Source organism: Croceitalea sp. W27 (assembly GCF_055693185.1).
The window spans coordinates 3,057,708-3,074,810 of record NZ_CM146327.1; the positions used below are offsets into that span (position 1 = coordinate 3,057,708).

Genomic DNA, 17,103 nt, shown 5'->3' on the forward strand with positions numbered 1-17,103 from the left:
AGTGGTATCTAATAGACATCGTGAAAAATACAACGACTACATTACCTTTTTTAAAGTTCAAATAAACGATGCAATGAATAGTAGTAAGGAATTTAATATTGATATTATACCGCTACCACCCCTTTGATATGCGGATGCGGGTTATAATCTACAAGGGTAAAGTCCTCAAAAGTAAAATCAAAAATGCTTTTTACTTCAGGATTTAGAACCATTTTAGGTAAGGGTCTAGGCTCGCGAGACAGTTGTAGTTCTACCTGCTCCATATGGTTATTGTATATATGGGCATCACCAAAGGTGTGGATAAAATCCCCAGCCTCATAACCGCATACCTGTGCCATCATCATCGTAAATAAGGCATAAGAAGCAATGTTGAATGGAACACCTAAAAAAATGTCGGCACTACGTTGGTATAGTTGACAACTTAACTTGCCATCGGCAACATAAAACTGAAAGAATGCGTGGCAAGGAGGTAAAGCCGCTTTACCATTGGCCACATTTTCCGAGAAAGAAACAGAAGTGTCCGGTAATACACTGGGGTTCCAAGCAGAGACCAACATTCTTCTACTATTTGGGTTATGTTTTAAGCTGTGAATAACTTCCTTAATTTGATCTATTTCTTCACTGTTCCAGTTACGCCATTGGTGGCCATAAACCGGCCCCAAATCTCCATTTTCATCTGCCCATTCATTCCAGATACGAACTCCATTTTCTTTAAGATATTCAATATTGGTATCACCTTTTAAAAACCATAATAACTCATGAACTATGGATTTTAAGTGAAGCTTTTTAGTGGTAACCATGGGGAAACCTTCCGATAGGTCAAAACGCATTTGGTAACCAAAAACACTTTTCGTTCCTGTACCTGTGCGGTCTCCTTTTTGATTTCCGTGTTCTAAAACATATTTTAGTAAGTCATGGTATTGTTTCATAAGACCCTCTTCCGTCTCCCCAAAGGGGAGAAATTCTTATTTTGATGCTAAAATAATAGTATTGATGCTATTTAAACCTTAAAAATAAGTTTGGTTATAAACCATTTATCAACTTTAGGGAACAAAGTTCCCCATTTGGGGGTTAGGGGCGTTACCCCAATATCATTCCGGCAATAGTTGCAGAAAGTAGTGAGGCTAAAGATCCGCCAAGTACGGCTTTCATACCAAATTCTGAAAGCGTTTTTCGTTGTCCGGGAGCTAAAGAACCAATACCGCCAATCTGTATTCCTATAGAAGCAAAATTTGCAAATCCGCAAAGCATATAGGTGGCCATGATTACAGATTTGTTGTAAGTGAAATGAGTTGCATTACTCATATTTTTTAATTCGGCAAGTTGTATATACCCAATGAATTCACTTGCGGCTAGTTTTATGCCTAGTAACTGCCCCATAAGCATAGTATCTTCATTTGAAACCCCAATGAGCCACATTAACGGGGCAAATATGGTTCCTAAAATAGCTTCCAAAGAAAACTTCTCGTAAGCGGAGTTTGCAGCAATCCAATCGTTTAAAGAAGTCCAATTGCCCACACCATCTAAAATGCCATTGATCATGGCAATAAAAGCAACAAAGACTAAAAGCATTGCCCCGACATTTACTGCTAGTTTTAAGCCTTCGGTAGTACCATTTGCAATAGCGTCTAAAATATTAGAACCTATTTTATCTTGAGAGACTTTTACATCTGTATTGATTTTTTCCGTTTGCGGATATAATATTTTGGAAATGACGATAGCTCCTGGTGCAGCCATTACGGATGCTGCAAGCAAATGCTTGGCAAAAATTAGTTGTAATTCAGGGTCGTCACCCCCCAAAAAGCCAATATAAGCTGCCAAAACAGCCCCAGCTACAGTTGCCATTCCGCCAATCATTACCAAGAGAATCTCAGATTTGTTCATTTTCTCTAGGTACGCCTTTATCAAAAGTGGTGCTTCGGTCTGTCCTAAAAAAATATTGCCTGCAATAGATAAACTTTCCGCTCCTGAAATTCCAAGTGATTTTGTCAGCAGCCAAGCTAGTGCTTTTACCACTTTTTGAATAATTCCAAGATAAAATAATACTGAGGTTAATGCGGAAAAGAAAATGATTGTTGGTAATACCTGAAAGGCGAAGATGTATCCGAAGGTATCCATATCAACGACCAATCCTTCAAATAAAAATTTGCTTCCCGCCCTTGTAAACTCCAAGATGTCTATAAAACGTTCGCCAATCCACTCGAATATGATTTGAACAAAGCGAACCTTTAAGACGCCAACTGCGATTATTAGTTGAAGCCCAAGGCCAATACCTACAGTTTTCCAATTGATAGCGCGTCTGTTCGCGCTGAATAAAAAAGCAATCAGTACTAAAACAAGCATGCCTAAAACCCCTCTCCATAAACTATTAAATGAAAAGCCTTGATTGGGAACTACTTCGGGAATGGTATTATTTTCGAGGGAATTTGTTTGAATCGCTGTTTGCAGACTGTCTATAACCGCCAATTCTTGTCCTGAAATTTGGAATGTGGTAAAACAACATAAAATGAGTATCCAAATTCCGATAGATTTCATAAAAAGAGAGTTGGTTAGTTACGTTTGGATATTTCGTCACGAAGTTTTGCGGCTTTTTCGTAATCTTCATTGGCCACCGCCTTATCTAATTCTTTATGGAGTTCATCGACCGTTAGTTCCCGATAACCTCCGCCTGCATCAGACTCAATTTCGACCGTTTCACCTTCTTGAAGAATTTCATCGACAACAATGCTGTCGTCACTATTTTCTTCTTTTTCTTTTGAAGAAAATTTCAAGAAAATACCTGCTTTGTCCAAGATTGTCTTGTAAGTAAAAATAGGAGCATTAAAACGCAAAGCTAATGCAATGGCATCGCTAGTTCTTGCATCTATAATTTCTTCAACATTTTCTCGCTCACAAATAACGCTAGAGTAAAAGACACCGTCTACCAACTTATGAATGATAACCTGTTTGACCACAATGTCAAATCGATCAGAAAAATTTTTAAAAAGATCGTGTGTTAAAGGTCTTGGCGGTTTTATTTCTTTCTCTAAGGCAATTGCAATGGACTGGGCTTCAAAAGCACCAATAACAATAGGAAGTTTTCTATCGCCTTCAACTTCATTTAAAATAAGGGCGTAGGCACCATTTTGCGTTTGGCTATATGATATTCCCTTTATCTTTAATCTAACTAAACTCATAGATATCTTGTAGAAACCAAAAAAGGCTGTTCAAATACATAGAGCGACTATCTATTTGAACAGCCCCTTGAATGGGGCAAATTAACAAAAATTAAGCGTTTTGTGCTTTAAATTCTTTTAATTTTTCAATGAGTTCCGGTACTACCTCAAAAGCATCACCAACAATACCATAATCGGCGGCTTTGAAGAAAGGTGCTTCAGGGTCATTATTGATAACCACCTTAGTTTTTGAAGAACTTACACCCGCTAAATGCTGAATTGCCCCCGAAATTCCGATAGCAATATATAAGTTACTGGCGACTGGCTTTCCAGTTTGACCAACATGCTCTCCATGAGGTCTCCAGCCTAAATCGGATACCGGTTTTGAGCAAGCCGTAGCTGCACCTAAAACATCGGCCAGTTCTTCTACCATTCCCCAATTTTCAGGACCTTTTAAACCACGACCGGCAGAAACCACAATATCCGCATCTGCAATTGTTGCCTTTCCGACAACTCGATCAATTTCTATAGATTTAGCTCCGAAGTCGTTATCGTTGATTGCCGCCGAAAAATCTTCTACCGAGGCGGTTGTAGTATTTTCTGCGATGCCAAAAGCATTGTTGGAGAGACCGATTATCTTGGTTTCAGCATCGATTTCTGTATGCGCAAAGCCTTTATTGCTAAATGCGGTTCTTTTTACAACAAAAGGACTTGTGCTTTCTGGCGCGGCAACGACATTAGGAACATAGCCTGCATTTAATTTTGCAGCTAAAATTCCACTTAAAAAACGGCTATCTGCACTTGAGCTTACTATAATTACTTGTGCACTTTCTGCTTCTGCGGCCTGGGTAATACAATTGGCATAAGCTTTGGCAGTGAAAGTGTCCAATTTGCTATCGGAAACATTCAAGATTTTACTAACCCCATATGCACCCAAAGAGGCACTGTCATCTGCATTGATAGCTACTGCGGTAACTGTTGTTCCTAATTGTGCGGCAACAGCATGGGCGTAAGAAGCTACTTCTAAGGCGTTCTTTTTGAATTTTCCTTTATCTGTTTCTGTATATACGAGTACTGACATTTTATAAATTTTGTTTTTAGATTCCGAATCAAGTTCAGAATGCTTAAATCACTTTAGCTTCGTTATGTAATAGACTCACCAATTCACTTACGTTTCCTGCGTCAACCAACTTCACAGGTCCTTTTGCAGCTGGTTTTTCAAACTTTTTATCCGTAGTTGGGCTCGGGGCATCAATTGGCTCTACGACATTAAGGGCTTTTTTTCGTGCCATCATAATTCCTCTCATGTTCGGAATACGCAAATCACTCTCTTCCACCAATCCCTTTTGCCCTCCGATTACAAGCGGTAACGAAGTCTTTATCTTTTCTTTTCCGCCATCTATTTCACGAGTTGCGGTTGCTTCATTGCCATCGACTTCCAATTCGATACAGGTATTGACAAAATTCATGTCCAATAAAGTGGCCAAGATACCAGGTACCATACCGCCATTATAATCAATGGATTCCCTTCCTGCAATTACCAAATCGTATCCTCCGTTTTTTACTACTTCGGCAAGTTGTCTGGCAACAAAAAAACCATCTTTTGGTTCGGCATTTATGCGAATGGCTTCATCAGCACCAATTGCCAATGCTTTTCTTATAGTTGGTTCTGTCTGTGCACCGCCTACATTTGCTACGTGTACGGTAGCGCCCTGTTTTTCTTTAAACCACATGGCACGGGTAAGTCCGAATTCATCATTCGGGTTAATTACAAACTGTACTCCGTTGGTATCAAATTTAGTGTCACCTTCCGTAAAATTAATTTTGGAAGTAGTGTCTGGCACATTGCTAATGCAAACTAAAATCTTCATAGGTTTATCTAAAATTTTACTGCGTAAAGATAACCATTAAAACTTAAATTTACTATGCATGCATAGCAAATAATGTTCTTTTTTTTAAAATTTAGAGCGCAACTATTCCTATATAATTTGCTATTTTTGCTTGCATTTTTACAATATATAAGACTCCTTTAACGAACATATGAAGACACTACAATTTAGAGAAGCGATTTGCGAAGCCATGTCAGAAGAGATGCGAAGTGATGACAGTATTTATTTAATGGGTGAAGAAGTTGCTGAATACAATGGTGCTTACAAGGCATCTAAAGGAATGTTAGATGAGTTTGGTGCAGAACGTGTTATTGATACCCCAATTTCTGAACTCGGGTTTGCTGGTATCGGGGTTGGTTCGGCAATGTTGGGCAATAGACCGATTATTGAGTTTATGACCTTTAACTTTGCACTGGTCGGTATAGATCAAATAATCAATAATGCGGCAAAGATTAGACAAATGTCAGGGGGGCAATTTGCCTGCCCTATTGTTTTTAGGGGTCCAACTGCTTCTGCTGGCCAATTGGCGGCAACGCACTCACAAGCTTTTGAAAGCTGGTATGCGAACTGCCCTGGTCTAAAAGTGGTAGTTCCGTCAAACCCGGCTGATGCCAAAGGACTTTTAAAAGCTGCTATAAGAGATGATGATCCAGTAATTTTTATGGAGTCTGAACAGATGTATGGGGATAAAGGTGAAGTACCCGAAGGAGATTATACGATTCCTATAGGGGTTGCCGATATCAAGAGAGAAGGCACCGATGTGACCATTGTTTCATTCGGGAAAATTATCAAAGAAGCATACAAAGCGGCTGACGAATTAGAGAAAGATGGTGTAAGTTGCGAAATTATAGACTTGCGTACTGTGCGTCCTATGGACATTAATGCAATCATTAATTCGGTAAAAAAGACAAATAGAATGGTAATTTTAGAAGAAGCATGGCCTTTCGGAAATGTATCTACCGAAATCATCTATCATGTTCAAGATAAGGCCTTTGATTATCTCGATGCACCAATTGTAAAAATTAACACAGCGGATACACCCGCCCCTTATTCTCCAGTACTTTTGGCAGAATGGTTACCTAACAGTGAAGATGTTATCAAAGCTGTTAAGAAAGTGTTATATAAATAAAATAGCAATATTTGTAAGGTATATTAGCCTCGTCGACTTATGTTGACGAGGCTTTTTTAAGGAATAGTTTTTGATAAGAAGTTACTTTAAAATCAAATTGAGCGAACAATAATAGGCTAGGTAGTATCTGGCCATTCTTGTAACACCCTATCAAGGCATGAGAAAAATTCTATTTCTACTTTTAATTTCCTTCTTTTCTTTTTTGAATGCCCAAACTAAGGTTAGCGGTATTGTGTTAGATGAGTTTGACAGTCCGGTGGCCTTCGCCAATATCATTTTCAAAGGGTCTTCAGAAGGAACAATTACCAATGATAATGGACGGTTCTATTTCGAATCTGAGGAAACCTATGATACGATACTGGTTTCCTTTATAGGATATGAAACTCAAGAATTGCAACTTGCTTCTAAGGTTAATTATGAGCTAGAAATTATTTTGAAAGAATCGACTGAACAGTTAGACGAGGTGGTCATCTATACGGGTAAACAATCCAAGAAAAATAATCCGGCAATTGATATTCTAAAAAAGATTTGGGCGAAGAAACGGGAGAACGGTGTAAATAAGTTCAAGACATATCAATATGATAAGTATGAAAAGGTTGAGTTTGACCTAAATACTATTGATAGTGCATTGATAAAAAGTCGGCTTTTTAAAGGTTTAGAGTTCATTTTTGCAGATTTAGATACCTCACGAATAACCGGCAAGACCTATTTGCCCATGTTTCTAAACGAAGTTTTCTCCAAAGTATATGGAGACAATAGGCTGGCACTAAGAAAGGAAGGTGTATTGGGTAACAAAAACTCTGGTTTTGGAGGCAATCAAGCTATAACAGCCTTCGTTGAAGACTTATATTCTGACTACAACATTTATGATAATTACCTAAAGTTTTTTGACAAGAGTTTTACAAGTCCACTTTCGAAAACAGGTGTCGATACGTATAATTATGTATTATCCGATAGCACTTTTATAGACAATAAGTGGTGCTATAATATCATCTACTACCCTCGAAGAAAAAATGAACTTACTTTTAAAGGAGACTTTTGGGTCAACGATTCTACGTTTGCCGTAAAGAAGATAAATCTAGAAGTTACAAAGAGCGCTAATATAAATTGGGTAAAAGAAATTTATATAGAACAAGACTTTAATGTGGTCAATGATTCTGTTTTTTTACTGAAGCGCGACTATATGTTAAGTGATTTTGCTTTTTCTAAAAAAGAGAAATCAAGAGGTGTTTATGGCAAGCGTACAACTGTTTTTGACAACTACATTTTTGACCAAGAAAAAGGAGAGGCCTTTTACAAATCTGAATCTGACCCATATGATCCAAGGGTTTTTGATAGGGATACAACGTTCTGGAAAAATGCAAGATTAGAGCGCTTAAATGAAGATGAAGCTGGAATTTTTCAGTTGCTGGATACCTTAAAAACAGTACCCAAGTTCAATACCTACTATGACATTGTTAGTGTTTTGGGTTCAGGGTATATCGAAATTGACAAATGGAACCTTGATATAGGTGATATTTACAGCACATTTGGTATAAATGACGCAGAAGGAATTCGAGTAAGGGGAGGCGCTAGAACCTTTTTTGGGCAGAATGACCCTTGGCGTTTAGAGGCTTATACCGCTTACGGTTTTGATGATAAGAAATTTAAACATGGCGTTTCAGGAAAGTTTTTGTTGGATAGAAAAAATAGGCTCATTATTTCGGGTGGACATCGACGTGATGTAGAGCAATTAGGGCTTAGTTTAACCAGTACAAACGATGTTTTGGGCCGAAGTATTGCTTCGTCGTCTTTGGTTTCTGTAGGTAATAACAATCGTTTGACCAATATTAATCTATCCGTTTTTAATGCAGAGATAGAACCCATCAAAAATTTTAGGGTGCTTATAGGCAGTTCGTTTAGAACCTTAAGTTCTGCACTTCCCGAAGATTTCAGTTTAGATTATGTTGATGCTAGTTCGCCAACAGGCATTTCTTCTGAAGTAAAACAATTCGATATCAATACTACTTTAGTATATACCCCTGGTAAACGTACCATCGGTTATGGGGTCGAACGTTTGAATATCAATGATAATCACAGCACACTTCTGTTTAACTATACAAAGGGTATTAGTGGCTTTTTAGAAAGTGATTTTGATTATGAAAGGGTTCAATTTTCATATACCCAGCCTTGGCAGATAGGTGGTTTTGGTCGTTTGACCAGTACGGTTGAGTTAGGGAAAACTTTTGGAGAGGTACCTTTGGGGCTTTTAAGCGTTATACCTGGTAACCAGACCGTTTTTTCATTGTACAAAACCTTTCCAAATCTTGATTTTTATGAATTTGTGACAGACACTTATGCTACAGTGCACCTAGAACATAATTTTAATGGAAGGTTGTTTTCACGAATTCCTTTTCTTAGAAAGTTGAACCTAAGGGAGATTGTTGGTCTTAGAGGTGCTTGGGGACAGATTTCAGATGAAAACATTGCTTTGAGCGCTCCGACAAATATTCCTCTGCTGGCTCCCGATGAGCAAATTTATTGGGAGTATTCCTTGGGGATAGGTAATATCTTTAAAATCTTTAGAATAGATTTTAACTTCCGTGGTAATTATCTAGAAAACCCAGATGCCCGTGCTTTTGGTGTTACCGGAAGTTTTGGGTTTAATTTTTAAATATTTCTAATCGATAGTCATTTTTCATACTATCTTAACTTAAATGACGTTCCATAGAGGTATTTTCGTACAATAATTTAAAAATCTATGAGTAAAGAAGCAGAAGAAACTGTAACATTTGATGTCTTAATTGAAATTCCGAAAGGAAGTCGGAACAAATACGAATATGATTTTACGTTAAACAAAATTCGTTTTGATAGAACCTTGTTTTCTTCAATGATGTATCCTGGAGATTATGGATTTATTCCAGAAACCTTGGCTTTAGATCAAGATCCCTTGGATGTTTTGGTAATGACTACAGAGCCCACATATCCTATGGTTGTTATGGAAGTTAAGCCAATAGGCGTATTTCACATGACAGATGAAAAGGGACCCGATGAAAAGATAATATGTGTGCCTGTAAACGACCCTGTTTGGAACAAAAAGAATGATTTAAGTGACATCAACCCACATCGAAAAAAAGAAATAAAGCATTTTTTTAAGGTCTATAAGGATTTAGAAGAGAAAAAAGTTGATACAGGGGGTTGGGGAGATGCCAAAGAGGCGATAAAGATTTACCATGAATGTGTAAAAAGGTATGACGAGAGTGAGCACAAACTCAAGCGGACTTTTATGATATAATCAATTCCATCGAATTGATTTTAAGCATCCCACAATTTTTGGGATGCTTTTTTTATTCATACCTATTTTACTACATTTGCACGCATTAAAAAATTCAAAAAAACTAAATAATTAACTGAATAACTATGGAACAAATAGTACAATTTTTACCAGCATTCGGTGTTTTGGCCTTGATTTACGTTTTTATTAAAAGCGGTTGGGTTTCAAAACAAGAAGTTGGTGATGCCAAAATGGCTCGTATCGCAAAGAATATTGCAGATGGAGCAATGTCTTTCTTAAAAGCTGAGTACAAGATATTAAGTGTATTCGTTGTAGCGGTTGCTATTCTTTTATTCTTTAAAGGAAGCAACGAAGAAGGCTCAAACGGAATGGTTGCCGTATCTTTTATAGTAGGTGCAATCTGCTCTGCTTTAGCTGGGTTTATTGGTATGAAAGTGGCTACCAAAGCTAATGTACGTACAACAAATGCAGCTAGAAAGTCATTAGGAAAAGCTTTAGAAGTAGCTTTTGCCGGTGGCGCAGTAATGGGTCTTGGTGTTGTAGGCTTGGGTGTTCTTGGTCTAAGTGGATTATTTGCAATTTATAGTGGTCAAGGATGGGAACTTGGTGAAGTATTGAACGTACTTTCTGGATTCTCTTTAGGAGCTTCATCAATTGCTCTTTTTGCACGTGTAGGTGGTGGTATTTATACCAAAGCGGCAGACGTTGGTGCTGACCTTGTGGGTAAAGTAGAAGCTGGTATCCCAGAAGATCACCCATTAAACCCTGCAACTATTGCAGACAATGTTGGTGACAATGTTGGTGATGTTGCTGGTATGGGTGCTGACCTTTTTGAATCATATGTAGGTTCTATCATAGGTACAATGGTATTGGGTGCTGCATTTACACAAATACCTGCATTCGCTGGAGAATTTGATGGTTTGGGTGCGGTATATCTTCCTTTGGTACTAGCTGCAGTAGGTATCATCATGTCTATTATAGGTACCTTCTTTGTAAAAGTAAAAGATGGGGGTAACCCACAAACAGCTTTAAATATTGGAGAATTCGGTTCTGCCGGTTTAATGCTAGTTGCTTCTTACTTCATTATAACAAATATGTTACCAGAAAGCTGGACATTCAATGGTGCTGAGTATGGTTCAATGGGTGTTTTCTGGGCAGTACTTGCTGGTTTGGTTGCAGGGTTGGCCGTTGGTAAAGTAACAGAATATTATACAGGAACCGGTACAAAACCTGTAAACTCAATTGTACGTCAATCAGAAACTGGAGCAGCAACAAACATTATTGCTGGTTTAGGTGTTGGTATGATGTCAACAATGTTTCCAATTCTTTTAATTGCTGCTGCAATTTTGGTATCACATCATTTTGCAGGTCTTTACGGTATTGCAATTGCTGCTGTTGGAATGTTGGCAAATACAGGAATACAGTTAGCTGTAGATGCTTACGGACCAATTTCTGATAATGCTGGTGGTATTGCTGAAATGGCAGAATTGGAGCCAGAAGTACGTGAACGTACAGATAAATTAGATGCTGTTGGTAATACAACTGCAGCAATCGGTAAAGGTTTCGCAATTGCTTCTGCTGCATTAACTGCTTTGGCATTGTTTGCGGCATTTATGCAAACGGCCAATGTAACCAGTATCGATGTTTCTAAGCCTACCGTAATGGCAGGTTTATTAGTAGGTGGTATGTTACCATTTGTATTCTCTGCCCTTTCCATGAATGCTGTAGGTAGAGCGGCAATGGCCATGATCGAAGAAGTTCGACGTCAGTTTAGGGATATTCCTCAATTAAAAGCAGCCTTAGAAGTAATGAGAGCTGTAGATTCTGATATGTCTAAAGCTACACCTGAGCAAAGAGCAACTTTCGATGCTGCCGATGGTGTTGCTGAATATGACAAATGTGTTGCTATTTCTACAAAGGCATCGATTAGAGAAATGGTATTGCCAGGTTTATTGGCAATTGCTGTTCCTGTAGCAGTCGGTTTCCTTGGAGGAGCTGAAATGCTAGGTGGTCTTTTGGCAGGTGTAACAACTTGTGGGGTTTTAATGGCTATTTTTCAATCTAATGCCGGTGGTGCATGGGATAATGCTAAGAAAACCATTGAGAGTGATGGTAAAAAAGGCTCTGATGCGCACAAAGCTGCGGTAGTAGGTGATACTGTTGGTGATCCTTTTAAAGATACTTCAGGTCCTTCATTAAACATCTTATTGAAATTAATGTCTGTAGTGGCATTGGTAATTGCTCCAAGTTTGGTAAGTCTTTCACCAGCTGATGAAGTGAGCATGCTCAAAGCTGATGGAACTACAGTTTCTATTACAACCGATGGAATGAAGGAAACTAAGCAAGTGGAGAAGCAAGTTCGTGTTGAAATGAGCAATACCGCTGATGGTGCCTACAAAGCCGTGGTCACTACAACTTCTGAAGTTAACGGAGAAAAAATTGAAGAAGTAAAGGAGTTTACTGGAGCGACTAAAGAAGAAGTAAAAGCTGCTGTTGAAAAGTACAATAGCGCAATTTCTATTGAATAAGTTTGGATTGAGCCCTTCCAGATAATCTAGAAGGGCAAACCAACCAACATAGACCTGCAAATGAAAGTTTGCAGGTTTTTTTCTTCATAAAATTTAAAGCTCCTCACCTGAGATGAGGGGAGGTGACATTCGCTTATGCGAATGAAGGAGGGGTTTGATTTCTTGTAACCGAAAATATAATTAATGCCGCTGAGCGCAGTCGAAGGATATTGGTAATACACTTCGACAGGCTCAGTGTGACAAATTTTTTACTGCATTTTAAAAGTAATAGGCATACTAAAAACAACTTTAGCATTTTTACCTTTATGCTTGCCAGGTGTCATTTTAGGTAACTTTGCTATAATTCTGGCAGCCTCTTTTTCTAATACTTGATGTGGGCCTCTCATTTTCACGTTTTCTATCGTACCATCTTTTCCAATAATAAACTGGGTAGACACTCTTCCCTCAATATCTAGTTCCATGGCTAAATCAGGATATCTAATATTGCGATTTACATGCTTGGTCATCATTTTTTGAAAACAAGCTTTTTTATCTGTCGCATCTTCACAACCAGGAAATATAGGAACTTCGTCGATAAGGTCAATTATAACGGTTATATCTTCTTCAACCTCTTCTAGGTTAATAGCAGTCGGTTCCAATATTTCTGTGTCTTGATTTGGATCGGTAGTTTCAATTACGCTCTCAATAATTTCAGGGTCATCTGGAGCTATTTCAATTACTGTTGGAGCAACCGGAGGTGGGGGAGGTTTCATATAATGTACGGTAATGGGAACGTCATCCTCCATAACATCTAAGACATTTTGAGTAATCTTCCAGTCAGGTTCTGAGTAAAAAGTTTTCCATTCTAGTGCAGTATAAACTAGTGCTAGAATTAAGGTCATTCCAATAGCAAAGTAGAGTCCGCTATTCTTTTCTAATTTTAGGTGTTCCTTCTTTTTTGCTTCCATCATATCTTTTTTATAGTTATACAATGAAAGTAGCTTGTAATTAAGCTATTAAAAATCTATAATGAGGGAGAGTAGGTTCTGGGTGAGTGAAACGACTTTATTATTCTTAAAATATATTGAAAAATGACATTTTAAATGTCAAGCACTTAATCTGTTAGACCTGGCATTATTTTCTGCTCGAAGTTCATATGCCCATTTTATGGCCTTGTCAAGGCTGACAAAATTTCTCATGGAAGCCTTCATAAAAAGTTTTTCGAGAATAGGTCGTTTTCCACGGCTAACAACGGCGTAGCCTTTAAGGGTATAACTGTATTTAAAAAATCGCAGCCAATCGCTAGGCACAACAGAATAGGTATGTACTCTGTTCGATATGTAGACAATGTTCTTAACGTTGTCTTCATAGAGATTTGCGATTTCTTCAACAACTTGTTTCGCATGGTCTTCCCAATTGAATATTACACCTTCTTTAATTTCTGCTACTACAAAATCTTCGAATAAATAAAAGTCTCCAAAAGAATAATTGAGCTCTTGAAAGGCATTTTTATAAAATGGGGTTTCTGCTATTTTTTGCATAATACGGCCAATTGATTTGGGAAGACAAATGTAGACTGCATTTCAAACGCTGAAAAATAGAATTGTTAAAATGTTAATTATTTCGCTGTATTTTAAAGAATTACGAAGAAGTAGTAAGACATCGAATTATTTGATTGGTTCATGGAGTCTTAGCTAAAAAAGATAGTTGATTTAGTATTCGAAAATCTTTAGATTTAAAAAAGCCCATGTATTTCGGCATCAATTTTATTGATAACGTTTCCTAAATCTTCAGGATTATCAACAAAATTAATGTCGTCGACATCAATAATTAAAAGATTGCCTTTTTCATAGGTATTCGCCCAAGCTTCATAACGTTCATTAAGACGACTTAAATAGTCAATAGAGATGCTATTTTCATACTCGCGCCCGCGTTTGTGAATCTGATTTACCAAGTTGGGGATAGAACTACGCAGATAAATAAGTAAATCTGGTGGCTGAACTAAACTCTCCATTAACTCAAAAAGACTCTTGTAATTGTTATAGTCCCTATTGGTCATTAGGCCCATTGCATGAAGGTTGGGGGCAAAAATATGTGCGTCTTCATAAATGGTACGATCTTGAATTACTTTCTTGCCCGCTTCCCTAATTTTTAAGATCTGTCTGTACCTACTGTTCAAGAAATAGATTTGAAGGTTAAAGCTCCAACGCTCCATTTGCGTATAAAAATCATCTAAATAAGGATTGTCTACCACATCTTCAAAATGTGCTTCCCATTTATAATGTTTTGCTAATAAGGTTGTTAATGTGGTTTTTCCTGCTCCAATATTTCCGGCAACGGCAATGTGCATTGTATGGTGTGTTTTAGCTGTATTATTTAAAAACGAGGGGCTGCAATATACAAAGTATATCCAGTTACAGGAAAAAATTAAGGTGAAATACAGGTGGGGCTAGCAAATAAGTTTATAGCCGTATCCTCTAACGTTTACAATCTGGATGTTTTCGTCTTTTTTTAGCTTTTTTCGGAGTTTGGTGATAAAAACATCCATACTTCTGGCGTTAAAAAAATCATCATCGCCCCATATTTTTTTTAGAATTAAAGAGCGGTCAAGTATTTCGTTTCGTACCTCTGATAAATGAAAAAGAAGTTCTGCCTCTCTATGGGTAAGCGGCACTTCTTCGGTATCGTATGCTAACTTTTGTTTGGTGTAATCAAAAATATAGTCACCGATCTGTATTTTGTCTTTCGTCTTTTTTAAACGATTTCTATTTAACAAGGCATGAATGCGAACAATGAGTTCTTCCATGCTAAAAGGCTTTTTTAGATAGTCGTTGCCACCATGTTCAAAACCCTCAACGACATCTTTGGTCTGCGATTTCGCAGTAAGGAATATAATAGGAACATGTTTGTCATTAACCCTAATCTCTTGCGCAAGTTCAAAGCCATCTTTTTTTGGCATCATCACATCAAGTACCAAGAGTTCAGGTTTTTCTTTGAGATAAGTCTTTAGGGCAGTTTCACCATTTTCACAAAAAAGAACTTCAAAATTTCGAGTTTCAAGACTTTCTTTTACGATTTGCCCTAATGCCAATTCATCTTCTGCCAATAATATTTTGATTGGTTGACTCATAAAACAATTTTAAAAATTGTATTTGTAGTATCTGGCACGAGTGAAAGTGAGCCATTGTGTTTCTCAACTATCTTTTTAGCGTAAAAGAGACCTATTCCAAAACCTTTTACATCGTGTCTATTACCAGTAGGAACGCGATAGAACTTATCGAATATTTTTTCGCGTTGGTTCTTATCTATTTTGCCACCGTTGTCGGCAACAGTTATCTCTACGGAATTCAACAGCGAGTTAAGATTGACCTCAATAATGTCTCCACCATATTTTATGGCATTATCAATTAGATTGGCGAGCGCATTTTCAAAATGAAACGGATCTACCTTGGCACTTAAAGTGCTGCTATTGCTCTTAAAAGAAATGGTCTTTTCAGGAGAAAGCATTTTGTATTTTTCAACGAGACCCTTTAGTACCATCGCTAAATCGATATCTTCAGTATTAACAATAAGTTTATCACTGTCTAAAGTCGCAGTCTCCAGTAATTTTTCTACCATCAAATGCAATTTTTTAAGCTGTTGCCCAGAAATATTGAGGTATTTCTCGGTCTTCGCTTTATCGTTTGCTTGATTAAAATTTTTAATGCCCTCTATCGCTGTCGAAACAGTTGCAATCGGGGTTTTAAACTCATGGGTAATATTGCTGATGAGGTCATTCTTTATTTCTGCCAGTTCTTTTTGCTTATTAATAATGTGCAGTAAGTAAAACAAGCAGGCAATTATGCAGGCTGATAACAATAATGACAGTATAATGCCCGTAAAACTTCTTTTTAGAATGCTTTTGGTCGGGTTAGTGTATTGCAGTTGTAATTTTTGATTGGTCGGTAAATAGGTAGATTTAGAGAATGTGGAAAGGTGTAGGCCTTTCTGTTGTTCTATTTTGTAGCTATCATAAATAGTATCGCTTTTGTAATGATTTAATCCAAAACCTACGTCTATTCTTTTTCGTTCCAACTCCTTCTTTAAAAGCGAGTCCATGCTTTGAAAGCTGATAGAATCTTGATTAATAGAGATTGTTAGCTTATTAAATAGGCCAGATAGATTGCTAATACTATCACTAATTGTTTTCGCCTTAATGGCAGAAATATTACGAACTTCATTGATATTTACAGATGATAGTATAATTGTTGTATCACTCATCTTACCATCAAAGATGTTAAAATCGTGATTATGCAAAGAGTCTGAATTCTCAATGAATTTAATGGTACTGATTTTAGTTTTAGCGTTGTTGGTGTCAGTTTCAGAATGGATCTGTTTTAAATCAAGTTTAGTGATAAAATCCCCCATTTTTTTTCCAACCGATTCGTAATCAGTGAATGATGAGTCTGTATAGGTGAATATATCAGTTTTAACAAAATCAGCATAATAAGCCTCTACAGCATTATCTAAACTTATTTGCACCTCATTCAGCAATCGTTGTTTATTGGTGTTATAGTTTTGAACGTTCCAATAGACCTGTATACCAATTGTTATTACGATGGTAATCGTAATAAAGTATAGTAATGCTTTATAGTGTTGCTGTTTCACATTTCAAAAGTAAGCACAATAAATAGGCGTAGGGTAATCGGTTAACACTCGTTAACACTGGTTAACCTTGTTTTCGATACAATACTTTCAAATTTGTTGACATAATCACAAAATAGAAAACCATGAAAAAATTCGCCATGCTTAGTACCGTATTAGTGCTATTACTTTCTTTTCAGTCTTTTGGTCAAGAAGAAAAAGAAGTATATGCTACTATCAATAGTCTTGGGTTCGAAGTCAACACATTGAAAGAATTAAAATCTATTAACTGGAATGATATGATAGCTGTATTTGAAGAAAATGCCCCACAAGACTCCATTGAGGTATCGGTGAAGGTTAAAGATTTAAAATTGAAAAACAAAAACAACCTTGTAATTAATAATATGGAGGTATTGGTTACCGGAATATCTGAAAATAAGAAAGCGGTAATTGAGCAATTAGCAGAAAAAACCGATAGAATGGTCAAGGTCATTGAACGAATGACTGAATAGAAATTTTCATTTGT

Annotated in this window: 15 protein-coding genes; 5 read left to right on the plus strand and 10 right to left on the minus strand. The window is 37.2% G+C overall.

Annotation, left to right across the window (positions count from 1 at the left end; all coding sequences use genetic code 11):
• Positions 1 to 104: 104 nt before the first annotated feature.
• The 5 genes from ACZ1GR_RS13770 to ACZ1GR_RS13790 all read right to left on the minus strand — a co-directional run bounded on the left by ACZ1GR_RS13770 (position 105) and on the right by ACZ1GR_RS13790 (position 5,026).
• Positions 105 to 929 (minus strand): thymidylate synthase, encoded by an 825-nt coding sequence (locus ACZ1GR_RS13770; protein WP_472609503.1) that lies wholly within the window; start codon positions 927 to 929, stop codon positions 105 to 107.
• A gap of 151 nt (positions 930 to 1,080) precedes the next feature.
• Positions 1,081 to 2,535, minus strand: a complete 1,455-nt coding sequence (locus ACZ1GR_RS13775; protein WP_472609504.1) for a NupC/NupG family nucleoside CNT transporter — start codon at positions 2,533 to 2,535, stop codon at positions 1,081 to 1,083.
• A gap of 14 nt (positions 2,536 to 2,549) precedes the next feature.
• Entirely contained in the window at positions 2,550 to 3,176 is a 627-nt protein-coding gene (locus tag ACZ1GR_RS13780; RefSeq protein WP_472609505.1) for a bifunctional nuclease family protein, read from the minus strand.
• Positions 3,177 to 3,267: 91 nt separating this feature from the next.
• A complete protein-coding gene (locus ACZ1GR_RS13785; RefSeq protein ID WP_472609506.1) occupies positions 3,268 to 4,236 on the minus strand; it encodes an electron transfer flavoprotein subunit alpha/FixB family protein in 969 nt (322 codons plus the stop codon).
• Positions 4,237 to 4,279: 43 nt separating this feature from the next.
• Complete coding sequence (locus tag ACZ1GR_RS13790) at positions 4,280 to 5,026, minus strand: electron transfer flavoprotein subunit beta/FixA family protein (RefSeq protein WP_377767336.1); 747 nt, start codon at positions 5,024 to 5,026, stop codon at positions 4,280 to 4,282.
• A 169-nt stretch (positions 5,027 to 5,195) separates the two neighbouring features.
• Between ACZ1GR_RS13790 and ACZ1GR_RS13795 the strand changes: the two genes are divergently transcribed.
• The 4 genes from ACZ1GR_RS13795 to ACZ1GR_RS13810 all read left to right on the plus strand — a co-directional run bounded on the left by ACZ1GR_RS13795 (position 5,196) and on the right by ACZ1GR_RS13810 (position 11,975).
• Entirely contained in the window at positions 5,196 to 6,173 is a 978-nt protein-coding gene (locus ACZ1GR_RS13795; protein ID WP_377767334.1) for a pyruvate dehydrogenase complex E1 component subunit beta, read from the plus strand.
• A 157-nt stretch (positions 6,174 to 6,330) separates the two neighbouring features.
• Complete coding sequence (locus ACZ1GR_RS13800) at positions 6,331 to 8,826, plus strand: DUF5686 family protein (protein ID WP_472609507.1); 2,496 nt, start codon at positions 6,331 to 6,333, stop codon at positions 8,824 to 8,826.
• A gap of 87 nt (positions 8,827 to 8,913) precedes the next feature.
• A complete protein-coding gene (locus tag ACZ1GR_RS13805) occupies positions 8,914 to 9,447 on the plus strand; it encodes an inorganic diphosphatase (RefSeq protein ID WP_377767331.1) in 534 nt (177 codons plus the stop codon).
• Positions 9,448 to 9,572: 125 nt separating this feature from the next.
• Positions 9,573 to 11,975, plus strand: a complete 2,403-nt coding sequence (locus ACZ1GR_RS13810; RefSeq protein ID WP_472609508.1) for a sodium-translocating pyrophosphatase — start codon at positions 9,573 to 9,575, stop codon at positions 11,973 to 11,975.
• Between the two features lie 248 nt (positions 11,976 to 12,223).
• Here the strand turns inward: ACZ1GR_RS13810 and ACZ1GR_RS13815 are convergent, their stop codons facing one another.
• The 5 genes from ACZ1GR_RS13815 to ACZ1GR_RS13835 form a co-directional block, all read right to left on the minus strand.
• Entirely contained in the window at positions 12,224 to 12,925 is a 702-nt protein-coding gene (locus ACZ1GR_RS13815) for an energy transducer TonB (protein WP_472609509.1), read from the minus strand.
• A 135-nt stretch (positions 12,926 to 13,060) separates the two neighbouring features.
• Entirely contained in the window at positions 13,061 to 13,495 is a 435-nt protein-coding gene (locus tag ACZ1GR_RS13820) for a hypothetical protein (protein WP_472609510.1), read from the minus strand.
• 194 nt (positions 13,496 to 13,689) lie between these two features.
• On the minus strand, positions 13,690 to 14,304 hold the full coding sequence (locus tag ACZ1GR_RS13825; protein ID WP_377767326.1) for a deoxynucleoside kinase: 615 nt from the start codon (positions 14,302 to 14,304) through the stop codon (positions 13,690 to 13,692).
• A gap of 99 nt (positions 14,305 to 14,403) precedes the next feature.
• Positions 14,404 to 15,084, minus strand: coding sequence for a response regulator transcription factor (locus ACZ1GR_RS13830; RefSeq protein WP_377767325.1), 681 nt, complete (start codon positions 15,082 to 15,084; stop codon positions 14,404 to 14,406).
• Positions 15,081 to 16,601 carry a sensor histidine kinase gene (locus tag ACZ1GR_RS13835; protein WP_472609511.1) on the minus strand — a complete coding sequence of 507 codons (1,521 nt, stop codon included), beginning with the start codon at positions 16,599 to 16,601 and terminating at the stop codon, positions 15,081 to 15,083. The genes ACZ1GR_RS13830 and ACZ1GR_RS13835 overlap by 4 nt, the downstream gene beginning before the upstream one ends.
• 122 nt (positions 16,602 to 16,723) lie before the next feature.
• Between ACZ1GR_RS13835 and ACZ1GR_RS13840 the strand changes: the two genes are divergently transcribed.
• Positions 16,724 to 17,089 (plus strand): hypothetical protein, encoded by a 366-nt coding sequence (locus tag ACZ1GR_RS13840; protein WP_472609512.1) that lies wholly within the window; start codon positions 16,724 to 16,726, stop codon positions 17,087 to 17,089.
• The last annotated feature ends 14 nt before the right edge of the window (positions 17,090 to 17,103 follow it).

Excerpts from the sequence above, each read along its gene's own strand:
- ACZ1GR_RS13770 (WP_472609503.1), bottom strand. The coding sequence starts at position 929 with ATGAAACAATACCATGACTTACTAAAATATGTTTTAGAACACGGAAAT.
- ACZ1GR_RS13775 (WP_472609504.1), bottom strand. The coding sequence starts at position 2,535 with ATGAAATCTATCGGAATTTGGATACTCATTTTATGTTGTTTTACCACA.
- ACZ1GR_RS13780 (WP_472609505.1), bottom strand. The coding sequence starts at position 3,176 with ATGAGTTTAGTTAGATTAAAGATAAAGGGAATATCATATAGCCAAACG.
- ACZ1GR_RS13785 (WP_472609506.1), bottom strand. The coding sequence starts at position 4,236 with ATGTCAGTACTCGTATATACAGAAACAGATAAAGGAAAATTCAAAAAG.
- ACZ1GR_RS13790 (WP_377767336.1), bottom strand. The coding sequence starts at position 5,026 with ATGAAGATTTTAGTTTGCATTAGCAATGTGCCAGACACTACTTCCAAA.
- ACZ1GR_RS13795 (WP_377767334.1), top strand. The coding sequence starts at position 5,196 with ATGAAGACACTACAATTTAGAGAAGCGATTTGCGAAGCCATGTCAGAA.
- ACZ1GR_RS13800 (WP_472609507.1), top strand. The coding sequence starts at position 6,331 with ATGAGAAAAATTCTATTTCTACTTTTAATTTCCTTCTTTTCTTTTTTG.
- ACZ1GR_RS13805 (WP_377767331.1), top strand. The coding sequence starts at position 8,914 with ATGAGTAAAGAAGCAGAAGAAACTGTAACATTTGATGTCTTAATTGAA.
- ACZ1GR_RS13810 (WP_472609508.1), top strand. The coding sequence starts at position 9,573 with ATGGAACAAATAGTACAATTTTTACCAGCATTCGGTGTTTTGGCCTTG.
- ACZ1GR_RS13815 (WP_472609509.1), bottom strand. The coding sequence starts at position 12,925 with ATGATGGAAGCAAAAAAGAAGGAACACCTAAAATTAGAAAAGAATAGC.
- ACZ1GR_RS13820 (WP_472609510.1), bottom strand. The coding sequence starts at position 13,495 with ATGCAAAAAATAGCAGAAACCCCATTTTATAAAAATGCCTTTCAAGAG.
- ACZ1GR_RS13825 (WP_377767326.1), bottom strand. The coding sequence starts at position 14,304 with ATGCACATTGCCGTTGCCGGAAATATTGGAGCAGGAAAAACCACATTA.
- ACZ1GR_RS13830 (WP_377767325.1), bottom strand. The coding sequence starts at position 15,084 with ATGAGTCAACCAATCAAAATATTATTGGCAGAAGATGAATTGGCATTA.
- ACZ1GR_RS13840 (WP_472609512.1), top strand. The coding sequence starts at position 16,724 with ATGAAAAAATTCGCCATGCTTAGTACCGTATTAGTGCTATTACTTTCT.